Below are 17,128 nucleotides of genomic sequence, written 5' to 3'. Positions count from 1 at the left end.
CCGGTGTATCTCAAGGAACTCACCCTCAAAGGCTTCAAATCCTTCGCCTCCGCGACGACCCTGCGCTTCGAGCCCGGCATCACCGCCGTGGTCGGCCCCAACGGCTCCGGCAAATCGAACATCGTCGACGCCCTGACCTGGGTGATGGGGGAGCAGGGCGCGAAGAACCTACGAGGCACCTCGATGGAGGACGTGATCTTCGCGGGCACGTCCTCCCGCCCCGCCCTCGGACGCGCGCAGGTCAGCCTCACCATCGACAACACCGACCGCACGCTGGACACCGACTACAGCGAGGTCACGATCACGCGCACGCTCTTCCGCAACGGCGGATCCGAATACGCGATCAACGGCACGCAGTGCCGTCTGCTCGACATCCAGGAGCTCCTGAGCGACACCGGCCTCGGCCAGCAGATGCACGTGATCGTCGGACAGGGACGCCTCGACTCGATCCTGAGGGCCGACCCGTCCGGCCACCGCGCGTTCATCGAGGAGGCCGCCGGCATCCTCAAGCACCGCAAGCGCAAGGAACGCGCGCTGCGCAAGCTCGCCAACACGCAGACCAACCTGAGCCGACTCGACGATCTGCTGGGAGAACTGCGCCGCCAGATGGGCCCGCTCGGCCGTCAGGCGCGCATCTCCAGACGCGCCGACGCCATCCAGGTCTCCCTGCGCGACGCCAGATCGCGCCTGTACGCCGACGACGCCGTCGCCGCGATGCGACGCCGCGACGCCGTGCGCGCCGACCTGACGCGCGTGCGCGCCGACCTCGCCTCGGCCCGACGCGACCTCGCGCAGGTCAAGGTGCGCATCGAACAGGTCGAGGCCGCGGCCAGCCAGTCCAGCCCCGCCATCGACAAGGTCAACCAGACCTGGCGCTCGCTCACGCAGATCCAGGAGCGTCTGAACGCGCTCGCCGCGCTCGCCGACGAACGCCGCCGATCCCTGGAGGGGCAGGTGGTCGCCAATCCGGGCGAGGACCCGTCGGTGCTCGAGCACCGCGCCGGAGAACTCGAGAAGCAGGCCGGCGTGCAGGCCACGGCCGCCGACAACGCGCGGCTCGCGCTCGATCAGGCCACCCAGGCGCGCGCCGCGGGGGAGCAGCGTCTGGCGTCCGCCAGACAGACCCTGACCGAGCTGCGCCGCACCGCCAAGGAGCATGACGCGCGGGTCGCCCGTCTGCGCGAGCTGATCGCGCGCGAGGAGTCCGCCGTGCAGCTGGGGGAGTCCCGTGCGAGGGATCTCGCCGCGCAGCTGGAGTCACTGGCCGAGGACCATGGCCGCGCCGTGGCCCGCCGCGCCCGTCTGGAGGCCGAATCGGACCCCGACGGCGACGACGGCTCCGCCGCGTTGGACGAGTCCCGCGCCGTCCTCGCCGAGCGTCGCGACGAGCTCAACGAGCTGCTCGACCGCCAGCGCGAGCTGGGGGCGAGGATCATCTCGCTCGAGGCCAAGGCCGACGCCCTGAAGGACACGCTGGAGTCGCGCAACGCCTCCGGTTCGCTCGCCTCGGACGAGGGCGTCGGCGTGCTGGGACGCCTGACCGACTTCATCCGCGTGGCCGACGGCTGGGAGGAGGCCGTCGCGCACGCCCTCGACCGGTACGCCGGCGCGTTGGTCGTGCCCGGCGAGGCGAACATGCTGCATGCGCTCGAACGCGCCCGCGCCGACCGTCTCGGCAAGACGGTCGTCATCAACGTCGACGCCGCGCCGTCCGCGTCTCCCGCGTCCGAGGATCCCACGGGCCGGGACGACGACTCGCTCCCGAGGCCGCTCGCCTCGCTCGTCGGCGCGAATCCCGACGCCACGGATCCGGACACGACCCGTCGCGTGGTCGACGCGGTGCGCGTCCTGCTCGACGGATACGTGGCCGCCGCGGACGCCGCCCAGGCGCAGCGGCTGGTCGGCCGCGGCGGGGACGGACGACGGGCCACACACGCCGTCACGCGCGAGGGCGAGGTGTTCGCCGCCGGAGTCGCCGCGTCGGGCGGCTCGTCGCTGTCGCAGAGCGATCTGTCGCTGGCCGCGAGACGCGACCGCGCGATCCGACGGACCACCGAGCTGAACGCCGAACTCGCCGATCTCGACAGGCGCGTGGAGGCCGCCAGGGCCGCGCGGGACGAGGCGTCCCGCGCCGTCGACGCCGCCGCGCAACACCGCACCGAGCTGCGTCTGCGCGCCCGTCAGGCCGCCGAATCGCTCAGGCAGGCCGCCGGGGACGTCGCCGATCTGGAACGCCGCATCACCGGTCTGCGCGACCGGGCCGCACAGGTCGACGAGGAACGCACGTCGCATCGGACGAGGCTCGCCGATCTCCAAGCCGCGCTGGACGCCGCCGAAGGCGTCGACGACGGTCATGCCGACGCGGACGAGCTCGTCGAGCGCGAACGCGCCCTCGAATCCGAGGTGGGCACCGCGCGCGACCAGGAGACCGCGGCGAAGATCGCATGGACCGAGGCCAGCCGCAGGGCCGAATCCCTGAGCCGCCAGGCGGGACTGCTGCGCGACAACGCACGGGCCGCGGCCGAACGCCGAGCCCGCGTCGAGGAGCTGAACGAACGCCTCCGCGTCCAGGCCGGGCGTGCGGGCCGCATCGCCGACGACGCCCGTCGTCTCACGGCGATGACGGAGCATCTCATCGCCGGGGTCGTGGAACGCCGCGAGCGGCTGCAGTCCGCGGCCTCCGGCCACAACGCGGAGCTCAGGACCCTGCGCGAGCGGCGCAACGCCATCGAGCCGACGGTGGGCGACCTGTCCGCGCGCGAGCACGATCTCGACGTGACCCGCGCCCGTCTCGCCTCGGAATACGAGCGTCTGACCGACACGGTAAACGACGAGCTCGGTCTCACCCTCGAGGAGCTGACGGCCGAATACGGTCCCGATCGGCCGGTCCCCGTCCTCGACGAGTCCGGCAATCCGGTCCCCGTGGACGAGACGCCGGAGAACGAGGACGAGGGCGAGGGCGAACCGCGCTACCGAAGCGTGCCGTACGTGCGCGCCGAGCAGGAGAAGCGTCTGGAGAAGGCGAAGCGTGACCTCGCGGCGCTCGGCAAGGTGAACCCGCTGGCCACCGAGGAGTACGCCGCGCTCGAGGAGCGCAACCGCTATCTCAACGAGCAGCGCAACGACGTGGCCAAGTCGCGCGACGACCTGATGAGCCTGATCGACGGACTCGACGCGACCATGGTCGACGTGTTCCGCACCGCGTACGAGGACACCGCCAAGGCGTTCGAATCGATGTTCTCGACCCTGTTCCCCGGCGGCACGGGCCGTCTGCGCCTCGAGAACCCGGACGACATGCTCTCCACCGGCGTGATCGTCGAGGCGAGCCCCGCCGGCAAGCGCGTCAGGCAGCTGAGTCTCCTGTCCGGAGGCGAACGCTCGCTGACCGCGCTCGCCCTGCTGTTCGCGATCTTCACCGCACGTCCCAGCCCGTTCTACGTGATGGACGAGGTCGAGGCCGCGCTGGACGACGTCAACCTGACGAGGCTCATCAACGCGCTGAACCGTCTGCGCGAGCGTGCCCAGCTCATCGTCATCACCCACCAGCAGCGCACGATGTCCATCGCCGACGCCCTCTACGGCGTCACGATGCGAGCCGACGGCGTCACCACCGTGGTAAGCCAACGCATGCCCCGTCTCGCCCCCTCACCCTCCCAAGAGTGAGACGGGGCGCGGCCACCATGCCACCGAGCCACCGCGTCGTTTCCGCAAAAAGGAGTAGGGGGCGGCGATCGACGATACGCGACCGTAGGCTTGGCCGAACGGCCTTGAGTGTGTCGCGTATCGTCGATCGCCGCCCCCTACGGCAACGTACGAAAAACCGTACCTAAAGAATTACGACTCCCGCAGAGCCTTCGCCCGCGCGATCGTATCCTCCACCAGCACCGCCTGCGCATCCACGATCGGCAGCCCCGGCATCGGGAACGCCTCGTTGAGCACGCTCAGCTCGGTGCATCCGAGCACGAGCGCGTCCGCGCGGCAGTCCCCGTCAGGGTCGAGCATGTCGTCGAGCACCGACCGGTACCGGTCGAGGTCGAGTCCGCGGTCGCCCTTCACGTCGTCGTAGATGAGCGACGTGATGCGCTCCTGCAGCGCGTCGTCCGGTTCGACGAACGTGTATCCGGCCTCCTCGGCCGCCTGACGGTACACGCCCGAGGCGCGCGAGCCCATCGTGCCGAGGAATCCCAGACGCGGGTGGTCGGCCGCCGGGTAGAGCGAGGACAGGCGCGCGACGGCGCCGCGCGGCATGTGCAGGATCGGCACCGGGGTGAGCGACTGGAAGTGGTCGTAGAAATAGTGAGCCGTGTTGCAGGTGAGCACGATGAAGCTCGCGCCGATGGCCGTGGCCTTGGCGATGTCGTCGGCGAGCACCGGGAACGGGTCGTCGTCCGACTGGCCGGTGATGAAGGCGGTGCGGTCCGGCACGCCGGCGTCGTTGAACACGACGTAGTCGAGGTAGTCCTGATCGCACGTGGCGTGCATGCCCTCGTTGACGAGGCGCACGTAGCTTTCCGTGGCCAGGGAGCCCATGCCGCCGAGAACGGCGAAGAACGGTCTTCTCACTTCAAATCGCCCTTCTGCTTGAAGTACTTCGCGTAGCTCTTCTTGTAGATCGAGAACATGTGGCGGATCATCAGCCAGCGCAGCGGATTCATGTCCTTCGAGTACTCAAGCGTGGTGCCCCAGTTCCCGGTCTTGAGCATCTGCATGCCGCGGGCCTTGTCCTCGCCCTCGGCGACGTAGTCGGTGAAGATCGAGCGCGGGATCTCGAGCCACAGCTTGGAGCCGCGGCCGAACACGGTGTTCCCGTCGAACGGCGTGTCCTCGACGAGGTCGTCGACGAAGTACTTGGCGAGGTTGAAGCCGTTGAGCGTCACGAAGTAGCTGGAGCGGCCCTGGCGCAGGTTGATCTCGAAGAGCTTGTACTCGCCGTCGCGCTCGTCGTACTTCATGTCGAAGTTCGCGACGCCCTCGTAGCCGATGGTCTCGAGGAACGACTTGATGCGGTCGAACACGCCCTGGTTGAAGTCGGGGATGATGGCCGCGTAGTTGCCGGCGGCCACGGGGGAGGGGTCCTCGAGCAGCGGGTGGCCGAGGAACATCATGCGCACGCGGTGGTGGTGGTCCACGTAGGCGTTGAGCACACGCATGCGCGAGTCGTCGCCGGGGATGAAGTCCTGGATGACCATCTCGGACTTGTAGCCGGCGTCGTAGGCGCGGCGGATCATCACGTCGAGGTCCTCCGGACGCTCGAAGATGTACGCCTTGCGACGGCCCTCGAAGTCGATGTCGAGCCATTCGACGGAGTTGGCGGGCTTCATGGCCACCGGGTAGTCGAACGGCAGCCGCTTGTACTCGCCGAGCCTGACGTCCTCGGCGGTGACCGTCTTCGTCTTCGGGTGCGGCAGGTCGTACCGCTCGCACAGCTGGTAGAACGTGGCCTTGTAGGCGAGTTCGCGCGACAGGCGGATGTCGAGCGTGTTGTAGACGAAGTACTTGCGCAGGTCGTCGCCGCACTGGCTCAGCAGGTTCGCGTACACGTCGCCGCAGGGGATGAGCAGCAGCGCGCGATCCGGGTCCTCGGCCTTCATCCTCCTGCCCAGGGAGAGCATGAAGTCGCGGAAGGTCACGAAGTTGTCGAAGTCGGGCACGATGTGCACGTTGACGATCTTGCTGAACTTCGTGGGGCTCAGCTGGAAGTAGGCGTAGGCGTCGGAGACGATGCCGTACTCCTCGTGGAACGCGCGGGCCATGCCGTACACATTGATGTCGCTGCCAAGCAGAATCGGTTGGAATCGGGTCATGATTGCTCACCTTACTCCATGAAGAAACGTAGCGTCCGGTCGTGGGCCGGTCACGCGCGGTCGAGGCCGAGCTCGCGGCGCACGACGGTCGCGTCGCCGGGCCATGCGACGGCCTTGCCGTTGATGATGTTGCGCGTCTCGTGCCCCTTGCCGATGACCAGGACGATGTTGAACCGTCCGTCGCGTTCGACGGACTCGCGCGCCTGACGGATCGCGGTGACGATCGCCTGCTCGCGGTCGACGATGATCTGCACGCGCTGCGCGCCGTCGTCCGGCACGTACGAGGCCATCTCCTCGCAGATCTTGCGCGGATCCTCGAAGTTCGGGTCGTCGAGCGTGAAGACGAACGATTCCGCGCGGCCCAGCGCGCCCTTGACGATGCCCTCGCGCCGGTCGATGGCCTTGCCTCCGGTCGTGCCGGACACCAGCGTGATGCGCGGGTTCCGTTCGCCGTACACGCGGATCATCTCGTCGACGAGCGCCTTGGTGGACAGGTAGTTGTGCGCGAAGTCCACGTACACGTGCAGTCCGTCGGCGCCAATGAAGCGCTCCATGCGGCCCGGCACCTGCACGGTGTCGACCGCGTGCATCGCCTCGTCGTCGAACGGCACGCCGGCCTTCGCCGCGATGGTGATGGCGGCGGCGGCGTTGAGGAAGTTGAACTCGCCGAGCATGTCCAGTTCGAACAGGTCGGCGTCGTCGCCGTGGGCCACGACGAACCCGGTCTTGCGGCCCGGATCGGCCGCGACGACCACATCGGCGGGCGTGTGGCGGCCGGCCGACGGATCGTGCAGCGCGAACGTCGTCACCGGCACGTCGTGCGCGGCGGCGTCCTCGGCGAGCAGGTCGAAGTGCGCCGAGTCGGCGCCGATCACCATCGTGCGCGAGTTGGCGATGATCTGGCGCTTGCAGTGGAAGTAGTCCTCGAACGTGGGGTGCTCGATCGGGGAGATGTGGTCGGGGGAGATGTTGAGGAACGCGCCCACGTCGAACGTGAGGCCGTACACGCGCTGGATCTTGTACGCCTGGGAGCTGACCTCCATCACCATGTAGCGCATGCCGTTGTCGGCCGCCTCGCGCATCATGCGGAACGCGTCGAGCGGCTCGGGGGTGGTCAGCTGGGAGGGGCGCCACGTGCGTCCGTCGAGGCACACGGCGATCGAGCTCATCATCGCGGCGTGGCCGTCGGAGTACTCGTTGAGGATCGCGTGCGTGAAGTAGTTCGTGGTGGTCTTGCCCTTGGTGCCGGTCACGCCGATCAGCGTCAGCTCGTCCTGCGGGCGGCCGTAGAACTCCGCGGAGAGGAGGCTCATCGCCTGGTGCACGTTCTCGACGATCAGGCCGGTCGCCCTCGTGCGGTCCGAATGGTCGGTCTCCGCCACGTAGACCGCGAGGCCGCGCTCGTCGATGCCGTCGAGGAACTCGGGCTTGAACCGGCCCTTGACGAACAGCAGCGAGCCCTCGCGCACCTGACGGGTGTCGTAGGTGATCGCCGGGATCGGACGGTGGGCGTCCGGCAGGGACTCGGCGTCGATCGTCCAGCGGTCGGGTGTGATGATCTCGCGCAGCAGGTGGTGGTCTTCCAGCAGCTTGGCCGCGGAGGCGAGGCTCAACGGCGAAGTCGTGGTGGGCATGGTCTCTCTCCTAGTATCGTGCGGCGCGCGGGTCTCGCGTGCGTCACCGCACGATACTACTCCACGGATGTGTTCATCCGATGGTCGTCACGCGTTCAGCAGGCGTTCGACCACATGGTCGTCGCCCTCGTACGGCACGTGTCGGTTGAGGTCCTTGATCCAGCGTTCGTGGCCCTTGCCGATGATCAGGACGACGTCGGTGCGTTCGGCGTGGGACCGCGCGTCGGCGAGGGCGTCGGTGATCGCCTCGACGCGGTCGAGGATCGTGGCCGTGGCGACCGACGGGTTCGTCACGAAGGAGAGCATGTCGCGGCAGATGTCCGCGTACGGCTCGGTGTCGGTGTCCTCGGCGGTGAACACGAAGCGCGCGATGCGGTCCTGCGCCGCCTCGACGATCTCGCGGCGGCGGTCGTACGCCTTGTTGCCGGCCGATCCGGCGACGAGCGTGATGTGCGGACGCCTTGCGCCGTAGCGGGCGTCGACGAAGTCGAGCAGCGCCTTGACGGACGTGTAGTTGTGCGCGTAGTCGACGATCACGTCGGTGTCGCTCGCCTCGTCGCGGTAGCGCTCCATGCGTCCCGAGACGCGGGTGGGCTCCATCGCGTGCAGCGTCTCGATCTCGTCCGCGCCGACGCCGGCCGCATGGGCGATCGTCACGGCGGCCAGGGCGTTCTCGTAGTTGAAGTCGCCGACCAGATGCAGACGGTAGCGTCCCAGATCGCGCCCGTCGAGGCGCATCAGATAGGAGTCGTGGGAGACGTCGGCGGGCCAGGCGACGGCGGACGGGCCCTCGGACGCGTCGCCGGCGCCGGCCGGGGCCGCGTCGAGCAGCGCGAAGTCGCGCACCGGCACGCCGGCCGCGGCGGCATCTTCGCGGATGAGGTCGGCGTGCGCGGCGCGGGCGTTGAGCACCAGCGTGCGGCTGTTGGCCGTGATCCGGCGCTTGCAGTACAGGTAGTCCTCGAGCGTGGGGTGCTCGATGGGGGAGATGTGGTCGGGGGAGATGTTGAGGAAGGCGCCCACGTCGAACGTCAGTCCGTACACGCGGTGCACCTTGTACGCCTGGGAGCTGACCTCCATGACGAGGTAGCGCATGCCGTTGGACACGGCCTCGCGCATCATGCGGAACGCGTCGAGCGACTCCGGGGTCGTCAGATCGGACTCGAAGTAGGTGTGGCCGTCGAGGCAGTTGTCGACGGACGAGAACAGCGCGCAGCGTCCGCCCGAATGCGCGTTGAGCACGGCCTGCGTGAAGTACGCGGTGGTGGTCTTGCCCTTGGTGCCGGTGATGCCGATGACCGTCAGCTCGTCCTGCGGGCGTCCGTAGAACTCGGCGGCGAGCAGGGAGAGCGCCTTGCGCGCGTCGTCGACGATGAGACCCGGGGCGTGGGAGTGCTCGGACAGGTCGGTCTCGGCCACGTACGCGGCCAACCCCTTGTCGTCGCAGCCGTCGAGGAATTCCGGGCGGAACCGGCCCTTGCACACCAGCAGCGAGCCCTCGGCCACCGTGCGCGTGTCGTAGGTGACGGATGCGAACGGCGCGTCGGCGCCGTCGATGCCGGAGGCGCCGCGCGTCCAGGAACCGTCATGGATCACCTCCCGCAGCAGGTGGTGCCGTGCAAGCAGTTCGGCGGCGGAGTTCAGGGTCAGTGCCATCGGGGGATGTCCTTTCGTGGCGGATGGGGGTCTCGAATGTCGCTCCTACTGTGCGCGGCGATTCTGGGAGCCGGCTGGACGGTTCCTCATGGATCCCCAGTATACGGCCGATTACAATGGGCAACCGTGACCATACAGAAGAACGAGACCATGGCCGAACGGCGCGAACGGTTCGAGAAGCTCGCCATGCCCGCGCTCAACGCGCTCTACCGGCAGGCGATGAAGCTCACCAACAACCCGGACGACGCGCAGGACCTCGTGCAGGACACGTTCGAGAAGGGATTCAAGGCGTTCGACTCCTTCCGGGAGGGTACGAACTTCGAGGCGTGGATGACCACGATCGAGCGCAACGCCTACTTCAACCAGTACGCGAAGGCCAAGCGCCGCCCGCAGCGTGCCAACGCCTCGGACGGCGAGTATGACGACTGGGACATCTACGAGGCGTCCGAGCACACCTCCGACGGGCTCAAGTCCGCCGAGGACGAGTACCTCGACGCGTTCGCGCCCGAGGAGATCATGCAGGCGCTGGCCAAGCTGTCCCCGGAGCGCCGCCAGGTGTTCATCGACGCGGCTATCGACGGCAAGTCGTACCAGCAGGTCGCCGACGAGCAGGGCGTGAAGATCGGCACGGTGATGAGCCGGCTCAACCGCGCCCGCACGCAGTTGAAGCGCGAGCTCGCCGCCTACGCGCGCGAGCACGGCTACGGCACGCAGCTGCCGCCCGCTCCGGCCGCCGCCTCCGGTTCGCCGAAGGCAAAGTCCGGGGAAAGCCCCGCGCGGTCGCGCCGTTCCGGCGATAATGGGGAAGAGAAGATCCAGCGGAAGGAGACGCGATGAGCGAGCGGTCAGTGGAGAGCGTGCGGCACATCTCGATCACACGTACATCGGCGGACGGCACGGTCAGCCATACGGAGGTGCACATCACCGAGACCGGACCGGCCGAGGGCGCCTCGGCTTTCGTCGGCGCCTTCCATGGCGCGTTCCCCGTTCCCGTCCCCTTCGATCCGGCGATGGCCGGGGACCATTTCGATCCGTCGACCTGCTGCTCGGAGCGCGAGCAGGCGATGATCGCCTCCCTGCGCGCCTATCTGCGGCCCGAGGAGGCGCCGGAGTGCCTCAAGGCCCGCATCAAGGCGTGTCTCGACCACTGCTGCGAGCAATAGACGGCCGACGTGCCGCATGCGTTGCGCAACGAATCAATAAGAAAACCCGCCGAACCGATCGGTTCAGGCGGGTTTTCGCATGTCTTACGACAAAGATCAGGCGTTGGGGCGCTTGCCGTGGTTGGCGGCCTTCTTACGACGATCCTTGCGCTTACGTCCGCGCATGCCCATGATTGGACTCCTTTGCTGGAAAGATAATTAAGCCTTCGGAATTATGCCACATCGGCGCGACGTTCTCAACCGCGCGCCGCAATGCGGTCGCCGCGGGCCCGGATTCGACGACTCGGACGGACGGGCCCGCGGCGGGAAGGACTCAGACGCGATCGGCGCGGAACGTGACGCGCGTGGTGTAGTCGTCGCCGGGCTCGAGCACGACCAGATCCTTGCCGGTGCGGAACGCGTCGGCGTAGGCGGTCATCGGCTCGACGGCCACGCCGGGCTGGCGCACCTTCTCGCCGATCTCGTTGCCGGTGCACACCTGCCACGAGTTGATGGTCTTGTCGCCGGTCAGGGTGACCCTGATGCCGTCGGGGCGGGTGAACACGGCGGACGTGGAGCCGTCCTCGCCGCGGTCCACGATGTCGGTCCACGCGTCGTCGAAGCCGCGGCCCTCGAGCGTGGGGTTGTCGCGCAGGTCGTAGATGCCGGCGACCGGCTCCTCGCCGGTGGGCAGCAGGTGCGCGTCGACGGTGACGTGCGTGGCGCACGGCAGGGTCAGGCGGCACGGCTCGTTGTCGGCGGTGATTGCCGGACCGCGCGAGTGCCTGCCGTTGGCGAGCCACGGGTGGATGCCGAACGCCCACGGCGCCTTGACCTCGTCGTTGTTGTGCACGGTGAACGTCTCGTGCAGGCCGTCCTCCTCGAGCGCGTAGGTCGCGGTGACGGTGATGTCGAACGGGTAGCCGGCCAGATCGGGGGAGCGCCACGAGAGCGTGACGTGGGACTCGCCGAGGTCCTCGAGCCGCCACATGTAGCGGTACGCGTAGCCGTGCAGCGAGGCGGAGCGGTCGAACTCGTCGATCGGCATCTGGTAGTCCTCGCCGTCGAACGTGTACTGGCCGTCGGTCACGCGGTTCGGGTACGGGGCCAGCACCCAGCCGTTGCAGCAGGGGATGACCTTGTTCGGGTCGAACGGGACGATGATGTCCTCGCCCTGCCACTTGAGCTCGCGCAGACTCGCGCCGAGCTCGGTGACAACGGCGCTCCACTCTCCCTTGCGAATCGAATACTGGTTGCCGGTGCGGGGCTTGAGGACCATGACGTGACACTCCTTCGTGAAGTGAGCTGAACAGCGGATTGTTACCGCTCACAATGGTACCGTAAAGTTGCTCGGACGTGTGCCGGAATTGCCGTTCCGCGCCGAATTTCCGCGCGTCGGCGTCGGCGCCCGTCCGCCCGCCGCTACGGTGGACGGTATGCATGGATCGATGATTGGCGACGGGGGCGCGGCCGTCGGTGGGACCGGTGGATCCGGGACGGCGGCATGGACGCCGAAGGCGGTGCTGTGGGACCTCGACGGCACGCTGGTCGACTCCGACCCGATGTGGGTCGCGGCCGAACGGCGCTGCGCCGAACGTCACGGCGTGTCGTGGAACGACGACCTGAGCCTGAAGATGACGGCCGCGCCGCTGCCCGTGTGCGCGCGCGTCCTGCGCGAGGCCGGCGTCGACGAGCCGGCCGACGCGATCGTCGCCGCGCTGATCGACGACGTGACCACCATGTACGTGGTCGGCGAGGGCATCCCGTGGACGCCCGGCGCATGGGACCTGCTCGTCGCCCTGCGCGGCGCGGGGATCCCCTCGGTGCTCGTCACCGGGTCGCCGCGTTCGCTCGCCGAGCGGGTGGTCGCCGCCGCGCCCGCGGGCGCGTTCGTCGGCGCGGTCGCGGGCGACGACGAGGGGATCGCACACAAGCCCGACCCCGCGCCGTACCTCGCCGGCGCCCGTCTCGCCGGCGCCGATCCGCGCGACTGCCTCGTCCTCGAGGACTCGGACGGCGGAGCGCGGGCGGGGATCGCCGCCGGGGCCAGGGTCGTCGGCGTCGAGGCATGCGCCCGCACGCCTCTGCCGCGGGACGCGGGGTACCCGGTGATCGCCTCGTTGCGCGGACTGGCGTCTACATCTGCCTGATCTCGCTCTGTTTGCGGAACTCGATGGGGGAGACGCCGTTCTTGCGCTTGAAGGCCGCGCAGAAGGAGCTCGTGTCGGTGAATCCGCACTCCTCGCACAGCTGCTTCAACGGGATGTCCGAGTTGATGAGCAGGTACTTCGCGGCGTGCATGCGCGCGTCGACGATGTAGGCGTGCGGCGTGTACCCCGTCTTCTTCTTGAAGACGCGGATGAAGTGGTATTCGCTCATGAACGCGCGCGCGGCCAGTTCCCCGATGGACAGCGGCTCGTTGAGATGGCCGGAGATGTAGGCGAGCACGTCCTCGATCGCGTGCGGCTGGCGCTGCGTGGAGACGTCGTGGTCGCAGGCCGCCATCGCGAACTCGGTGAGGATGTCGGTGATGTACTTCGACATCCGCGGTTCGCTCACGCGTTCGGCGGCGTGGAACGTGTCGTAGATGTTCGTGAGTCTCGTCATCACGTAGACCGGGTCCTTGAGCGCGAACACCGGTCCGAGCCTGTCGTCGATGAGGTCGAAGTACGCGCGGGCCGTCTCGCCGTCGAAATGCAGCCACAGGACCTCGCTGTCCTCGTCGGTGCCGTAGGAGTGGTACCGGTAGCAGTCCAGCAGCACGAAGTCGCCCCTGCCGGCGCGCGCCGTGCCCTTCTCGGTGGTGACGGTGAACGACCCGCGGCGTACGGCCATCAGCAGGAAGCTGTCGAACGAGCTGCGCTCCTGCCGGTACCCCGGCTCGTAGCGGAACAGCCCCACGCGCAGCGGGTACAGGAAGGTCTGCACCGCCGTTTTGCTGGGCGTGTAGATGTAGAACTCCGAGCCCTCGTTGCTGATGTTCCTCTCGGCCGGCTTCATCGTTCCTCCACCCTTGGGTCCTCGACGTGTGATGGACGCAATTATTTCATATCCGGCGGCGGAAAAGGGGCACCCGGGCACCGGTCGGGCGAGAAGCGCAATTTTTCCATCGTTTTACGCAATTTTGCGTTGTCGATCGACGAGGAGCGTGGTTCATGGAAGCCGATGGTGGCCGTGAACGTCAGGAACACGGGAGTCGCGGGGATGCGCCGCGGGTGCGGCGAATAGTGTGCGGCCATGGGCGAGGGATGGCAATTTTCGCATATTCCAGAGCAGAAAAACTGTGTGGGAGGCGGAAACGCGGCTTTAGGCTTGTAGGCAAGTAATCAACACATTACTCATGCAGTGACCCACATTGCAGTATCCAACGAAGGAGCAGAACAATGGCTGAGGTGACCATCAGGGACACCGTCATCACGATCCCGACCTACGAGATCGGCGCTGCGGACAAGAACCCGGAGTTCATCGAGAAGCGCGTCTACCAGGGAAGCTCGGGCCGCGTCTACCCGTACCCGGTGATCGAGACGATCAGCGACGAGAAGCGCGACAAGGAGTACAAGGCCGTCATCATCGAGAACGAGTACCTCGAGGTGACCGTCCTGCCGGAGCTCGGCGGCCGCATCCAGTACGCCAAGGACAAGACCAACGACTACGACTTCGTCTACCGCAACGACGTCATCAAGCCGGCCCTCGTGGGTCTGACCGGCCCGTGGATCTCCGGCGGCATCGAGTTCAACTGGCCGCAGCACCACCGCCCGACCACCTACCTGCCGGTCGACTACAAGGTCGAGGACCTCGCCGACGGCGGCAAGGCCGTGCTGTGCCACGACACCGACCAGATGTACGGCACCCAGGTCATCACCAGGATCGCGCTGCACCCCGGCAAGGCGTACATCGAGATCTCCGCCCAGCTGTACAACGGCACCGCGCTGCCGCAGACCTTCCTGTGGTGGGCCAATCCGGCCGTGCCCGTCAACCAGCACACCAAGACCGTGATGCCGCCGGACGTCACCGCCGTCATGGACCACGGCAAGCGCGACGTCTCCCGCTACCCGATCGCCACCGGCACCTACTACAAGCACGACTACTCCGAGGGCGTCGACATCGGCCGCTACAAGAACGTGCCGGTCCCGACCTCCTACATGGCCGCCCACTCCGACTACAACTTCGTCGGCGGCTACGACTTCGGCGTCGGCGCCGGCATCCTGCACGTGGCCGACCACCACGTCTCGCCGGGCAAGAAGCAGTGGACCTGGGGCAACGGCGACTTCGGCCGCGCCTGGGACCGCAACCTCACCGACGCGAACGGCCCGTACGTCGAGCTCATGACCGGCGTCTTCACCGACAACCAGCCCGACTTCACCTGGCTCAAGCCCTACGAGGGCAAGACCTTCACCCAGTACTTCATGCCGTACAAGCAGGTCGGGCAGGTCAAGAACGCCTCCATCAAGGCCGCCGTCAACCTCGAGATCGGACCGGCCGACACCTTCGGCGCCGCCGGCGAGACCGAGGGCGTCGAGGCCCAGGGCCTCAAGGCCGGACAGGGCCGCGTGACCGTGTACGCCACCGCCGTGTACGAGAACGCCACCGTCACGGTCACCACCAAGGACGGGCGGACGCTCTACTCCCACACCGGCCGCATCAGCCCGAACGACATCGTCAGAGCCGAGTTCGAGACCGAAGGCGTCCCGGCCACCGAGATCACCGCCACCGTCGCCGACGCGGACGGCGACGTCCTCATCGACTACACCCCGCAGCCGAAGAAGATCGAGAAGCTCCCGGAGCCGGCCAAGGCCGCCGACGATCCGCAGGACATCCTCACCAACGAGGAGCTGCTGCTCGCGGGCCTGCATCTCGAGCAGTACCGTCACGCCACCTACATGCCGGACCCGTACTACCTCGAGGGCCTCAAGCGCGACCCGCAGGACGCCCGCATCAACAACGCGTACGGCCGTCTGCTGCTGCGCCGCGGCGTGTTCGACGAGGCGGAGGACCACTTCCGCACCGCCATCAAGCGCCTGACCAAGCACAACACCCAGCCGTACGACTCCGAGCCGCACTACAACCTCGGCCTGGCGCTCTTCTACCAGGGCGAATACGACAAGGCCTTCGACGCCTTCTTCAAGGCGACCTGGGACGACACGCAGAAGGAGCGCGCCTTCTTCTACATGGCCGCCATCGCCGCCCGTCGCGGGGACTTCGCCGACGCCCTCGAATACGTGGAGAACGCCCTGACCCGCAACACGATGAACATCAAGGCCCGCGCCCTCAAGGCGTACGTGCTGCGCAGGCTCGGCCGCGCGGACGAGGCCGCCGAGGCCCTCGAGGAGAACCTCAGGGTCGACGAGTTCGATTTCGTGTCCGGCAACGAGCGCGTGATCGCCGGCGCCGACCCGTCCGAGCTCGCGGTCCTCATGCGCGGCTTCCACGAGAACTACCTGCAGGCCGCCCGCGACTACGCCCTGTTCGGCGCGTACGAGGAGGCGCTGGCGCTGCTCGCCGAGGCCGACCGGTCCAAGCCGATGGTGAGGTACTACGAGGGCTACTACCTGTCCGAGCTCGGCCGCGACGATCAGGCCCGGGCCGCGTTCGAGGCCGCCGAGGCGGCGCCGAGCGACTACTGCTTCCCGAACAAGCTCGAGGACATCGCCCCGCTGACCAAGGCCATCGAGGTCGTGAACGGTGCCAAGGCCCCCTACTACCTCGGCTGCCTGTACTACGACAAGGTCCAGGCCGAGAAGGCCATCGCCCTGTGGGAGCGCTCGCGCGACCTCGATCCGGAGTTCCCGACCGTGCACCGCAACCTGGCGCTCGCCTACTACAACAAGCGCGGCGACGCCGCCTCCGCCGGCCGGGAGATCGAGCAGGCCTACCGCCTCGACGAATCCGACGCGCGCGTCTTCCTGGAGCTCGACCAGCTGCACCGCAAGGTCGGCTGGACCTACGCCCGGCGCCTGACCGAGTTCGAGAAGCACCTCGACGTGGTCGCCGAACGCGACGACCTGTTCATCGAGTACCTCACCGTGCTCAACCTCACCGGCAACTACGCCAAGGCCTACGAGCTCATGGGCAAGCGCCACTTCCACCCGTGGGAGGGCGGCGAGGGCAAGGTCACCGCGCAGTACCGCATCGCGCTGACCCTGCTCGCCAAGGACGCGATGGCCGCCGGCGACTGGGCGAAGGCCAAGGACCTGCTCGAGCGCACCCTGTCCTACCCGCACAACCTCGGCGAGGGCAAGCTCGAGGGGCAGAAGGACAACGACATCCACTACTACCTCGGCGTCGTGGACCGTCATCTCGGCGACGAGACGGCCGCACGCGACGAGTTCCGCAGGGCCACCATCGGCCCCGACGAGGTCAAGGGCGCAATGTACTACAACGACCAGCCCGCCGAGATGATCCTCTTCCAGGGTCTCGCCCACAAGGCGCTCGGCGAGGACGGCCCGGCCAACGCCCGCTTCTACCGTCTGCTGGACTACGGCGAGCAGCACCTCGACGACCAGGTCAGGATCGACTACTTCGCCGTCTCGCTGCCGGACTTCCTCATCTTCGAGAACGACTACACGAAGATGAACCGCATCCACTGCCTGTACCTCATGGCGCTCGCCAGCATCGGCAACGGCGAGGGGGAGAAGGCGGCGGAGCTGCTCGGCGAGGCCGTGAAGCTCGACCCGAGCCACATCCAGGCGAACCTGTTCGCCGACGAGGTCGCCAACCGCCACATCCTGTGATGTGACCGCCGCGGGCGGACACGGCGGGCCCGAAGCCGGATCCGGCGACGGGCCGGCCGGACCCGCGCATGGGGCATACGCGCACGCGTATGCCCCTTTTCGTTGTCGGCGAGGCAATTTTCCACTATCCAAAGCCGCCGTCGATACGCAATTTTTTCATA

12 protein-coding genes are annotated in these 17,128 nt (G+C 67.8%); 5 read left to right on the top strand and 7 right to left on the bottom strand.

Annotation, left to right across the window (positions count from 1 at the left end; all coding sequences use genetic code 11):
* Positions 1-3 precede the first annotated feature (3 nt).
* Positions 4-3,663, top strand: a complete 3,660-nt coding sequence (gene smc, locus JS528_RS02385; RefSeq protein ID WP_214357476.1) for a chromosome segregation protein SMC — start codon at positions 4-6, stop codon at positions 3,661-3,663.
* Positions 3,664-3,834: 171 nt separating this feature from the next.
* On the opposite strand, the gene JS528_RS02380 is transcribed toward smc, so the two are convergent.
* From JS528_RS02380 to JS528_RS02365, 4 genes are all read right to left on the bottom strand, one after another.
* Complete coding sequence (locus tag JS528_RS02380; protein WP_214357475.1) at positions 3,835-4,563, bottom strand: aspartate/glutamate racemase family protein; 729 nt, start codon at positions 4,561-4,563, stop codon at positions 3,835-3,837.
* Entirely contained in the window at positions 4,560-5,804 is a 1,245-nt protein-coding gene (locus JS528_RS02375) for a carboxylate--amine ligase (protein ID WP_214357474.1), read from the bottom strand. Before JS528_RS02375 ends, JS528_RS02380 begins: the two co-directional genes overlap by 4 nt.
* Before the next feature lie 50 nt (positions 5,805-5,854).
* The gene (locus tag JS528_RS02370; RefSeq protein ID WP_214357473.1) at positions 5,855-7,438 is read right to left on the bottom strand and encodes a Mur ligase family protein; all 1,584 of its coding nucleotides are present in this window, start codon (positions 7,436-7,438) and stop codon (positions 5,855-5,857) included.
* 87 nt (positions 7,439-7,525) lie between these two features.
* A complete protein-coding gene (locus JS528_RS02365) occupies positions 7,526-9,094 on the bottom strand; it encodes a UDP-N-acetylmuramoyl-L-alanyl-D-glutamate--2,6-diaminopimelate ligase (RefSeq protein WP_214357472.1) in 1,569 nt (522 codons plus the stop codon).
* A gap of 150 nt (positions 9,095-9,244) precedes the next feature.
* On the opposite strand from JS528_RS02365, the gene JS528_RS02360 reads away from it, so the two are divergent.
* The gene (locus JS528_RS02360) at positions 9,245-9,931 is read left to right on the top strand and encodes a sigma-70 family RNA polymerase sigma factor (RefSeq protein WP_214357564.1); all 687 of its coding nucleotides are present in this window, start codon (positions 9,245-9,247) and stop codon (positions 9,929-9,931) included.
* Positions 9,928-10,257 (top strand): hypothetical protein, encoded by a 330-nt coding sequence (locus JS528_RS02355; RefSeq protein ID WP_214357471.1) that lies wholly within the window; start codon positions 9,928-9,930, stop codon positions 10,255-10,257. Before JS528_RS02360 ends, JS528_RS02355 begins: the two co-directional genes overlap by 4 nt.
* Before the next feature lie 96 nt (positions 10,258-10,353).
* Here JS528_RS02355 and JS528_RS11825 read toward each other — a convergent pair whose 3' ends face one another.
* A complete protein-coding gene (locus JS528_RS11825; protein WP_003817083.1) occupies positions 10,354-10,428 on the bottom strand; it encodes a 50S ribosomal protein bL37 in 75 nt (24 codons plus the stop codon).
* A 142-nt stretch (positions 10,429-10,570) separates the two neighbouring features.
* Positions 10,571-11,515, bottom strand: coding sequence for an aldose 1-epimerase family protein (locus JS528_RS02350; protein ID WP_214357470.1), 945 nt, complete (start codon positions 11,513-11,515; stop codon positions 10,571-10,573).
* A 169-nt stretch (positions 11,516-11,684) separates the two neighbouring features.
* Between JS528_RS02350 and JS528_RS02345 the strand changes: the two genes are divergently transcribed.
* A complete protein-coding gene (locus JS528_RS02345) occupies positions 11,685-12,386 on the top strand; it encodes an HAD family hydrolase (RefSeq protein ID WP_214357469.1) in 702 nt (233 codons plus the stop codon).
* Here the strand turns inward: JS528_RS02345 and JS528_RS02340 are convergent.
* Complete coding sequence (locus JS528_RS02340; protein ID WP_214357468.1) at positions 12,373-13,236, bottom strand: AraC family transcriptional regulator; 864 nt, start codon at positions 13,234-13,236, stop codon at positions 12,373-12,375. The genes JS528_RS02345 and JS528_RS02340 overlap by 14 nt on opposite strands.
* A 383-nt stretch (positions 13,237-13,619) precedes the next feature.
* Here JS528_RS02340 and JS528_RS02335 point away from each other — a divergent pair, with 383 nt between their 5' ends.
* Complete coding sequence (locus JS528_RS02335) at positions 13,620-16,967, top strand: DUF5107 domain-containing protein (RefSeq protein ID WP_214357467.1); 3,348 nt, start codon at positions 13,620-13,622, stop codon at positions 16,965-16,967.
* The last annotated feature ends 161 nt before the right edge of the window (positions 16,968-17,128 follow it).

It is taken from the genome of Bifidobacterium santillanense, assembly GCF_018555385.1.
Classification (GTDB): Bacteria; Actinomycetota; Actinomycetes; order Actinomycetales; family Bifidobacteriaceae; genus Bifidobacterium; species Bifidobacterium santillanense.
Note: the sequence above shows the minus strand (reverse complement) of the source record. Positions and strands in the feature narration are given on the sequence as shown.

What these genes read in the sequence shown, in the direction of transcription:
- JS528_RS02365 (WP_214357472.1), bottom strand. Translation starts at nt 9,094, where the DNA reads ATGGCACTGACCCTGAACTCCGCCGCCGAACTGCTTGCACGGCACCAC.
- JS528_RS02345 (WP_214357469.1), top strand. Translation starts at nt 11,685, where the DNA reads ATGATTGGCGACGGGGGCGCGGCCGTCGGTGGGACCGGTGGATCCGGG.
- JS528_RS02360 (WP_214357564.1), top strand. Translation starts at nt 9,245, where the DNA reads ATGGCCGAACGGCGCGAACGGTTCGAGAAGCTCGCCATGCCCGCGCTC.
- JS528_RS02355 (WP_214357471.1), top strand. Translation starts at nt 9,928, where the DNA reads ATGAGCGAGCGGTCAGTGGAGAGCGTGCGGCACATCTCGATCACACGT.
- JS528_RS02340 (WP_214357468.1), bottom strand. Translation starts at nt 13,236, where the DNA reads ATGAAGCCGGCCGAGAGGAACATCAGCAACGAGGGCTCGGAGTTCTAC.
- JS528_RS02350 (WP_214357470.1), bottom strand. Translation starts at nt 11,515, where the DNA reads ATGGTCCTCAAGCCCCGCACCGGCAACCAGTATTCGATTCGCAAGGGA.
- JS528_RS02375 (WP_214357474.1), bottom strand. Translation starts at nt 5,804, where the DNA reads ATGACCCGATTCCAACCGATTCTGCTTGGCAGCGACATCAATGTGTAC.
- JS528_RS02335 (WP_214357467.1), top strand. Translation starts at nt 13,620, where the DNA reads ATGGCTGAGGTGACCATCAGGGACACCGTCATCACGATCCCGACCTAC.
- JS528_RS02370 (WP_214357473.1), bottom strand. Translation starts at nt 7,438, where the DNA reads ATGCCCACCACGACTTCGCCGTTGAGCCTCGCCTCCGCGGCCAAGCTG.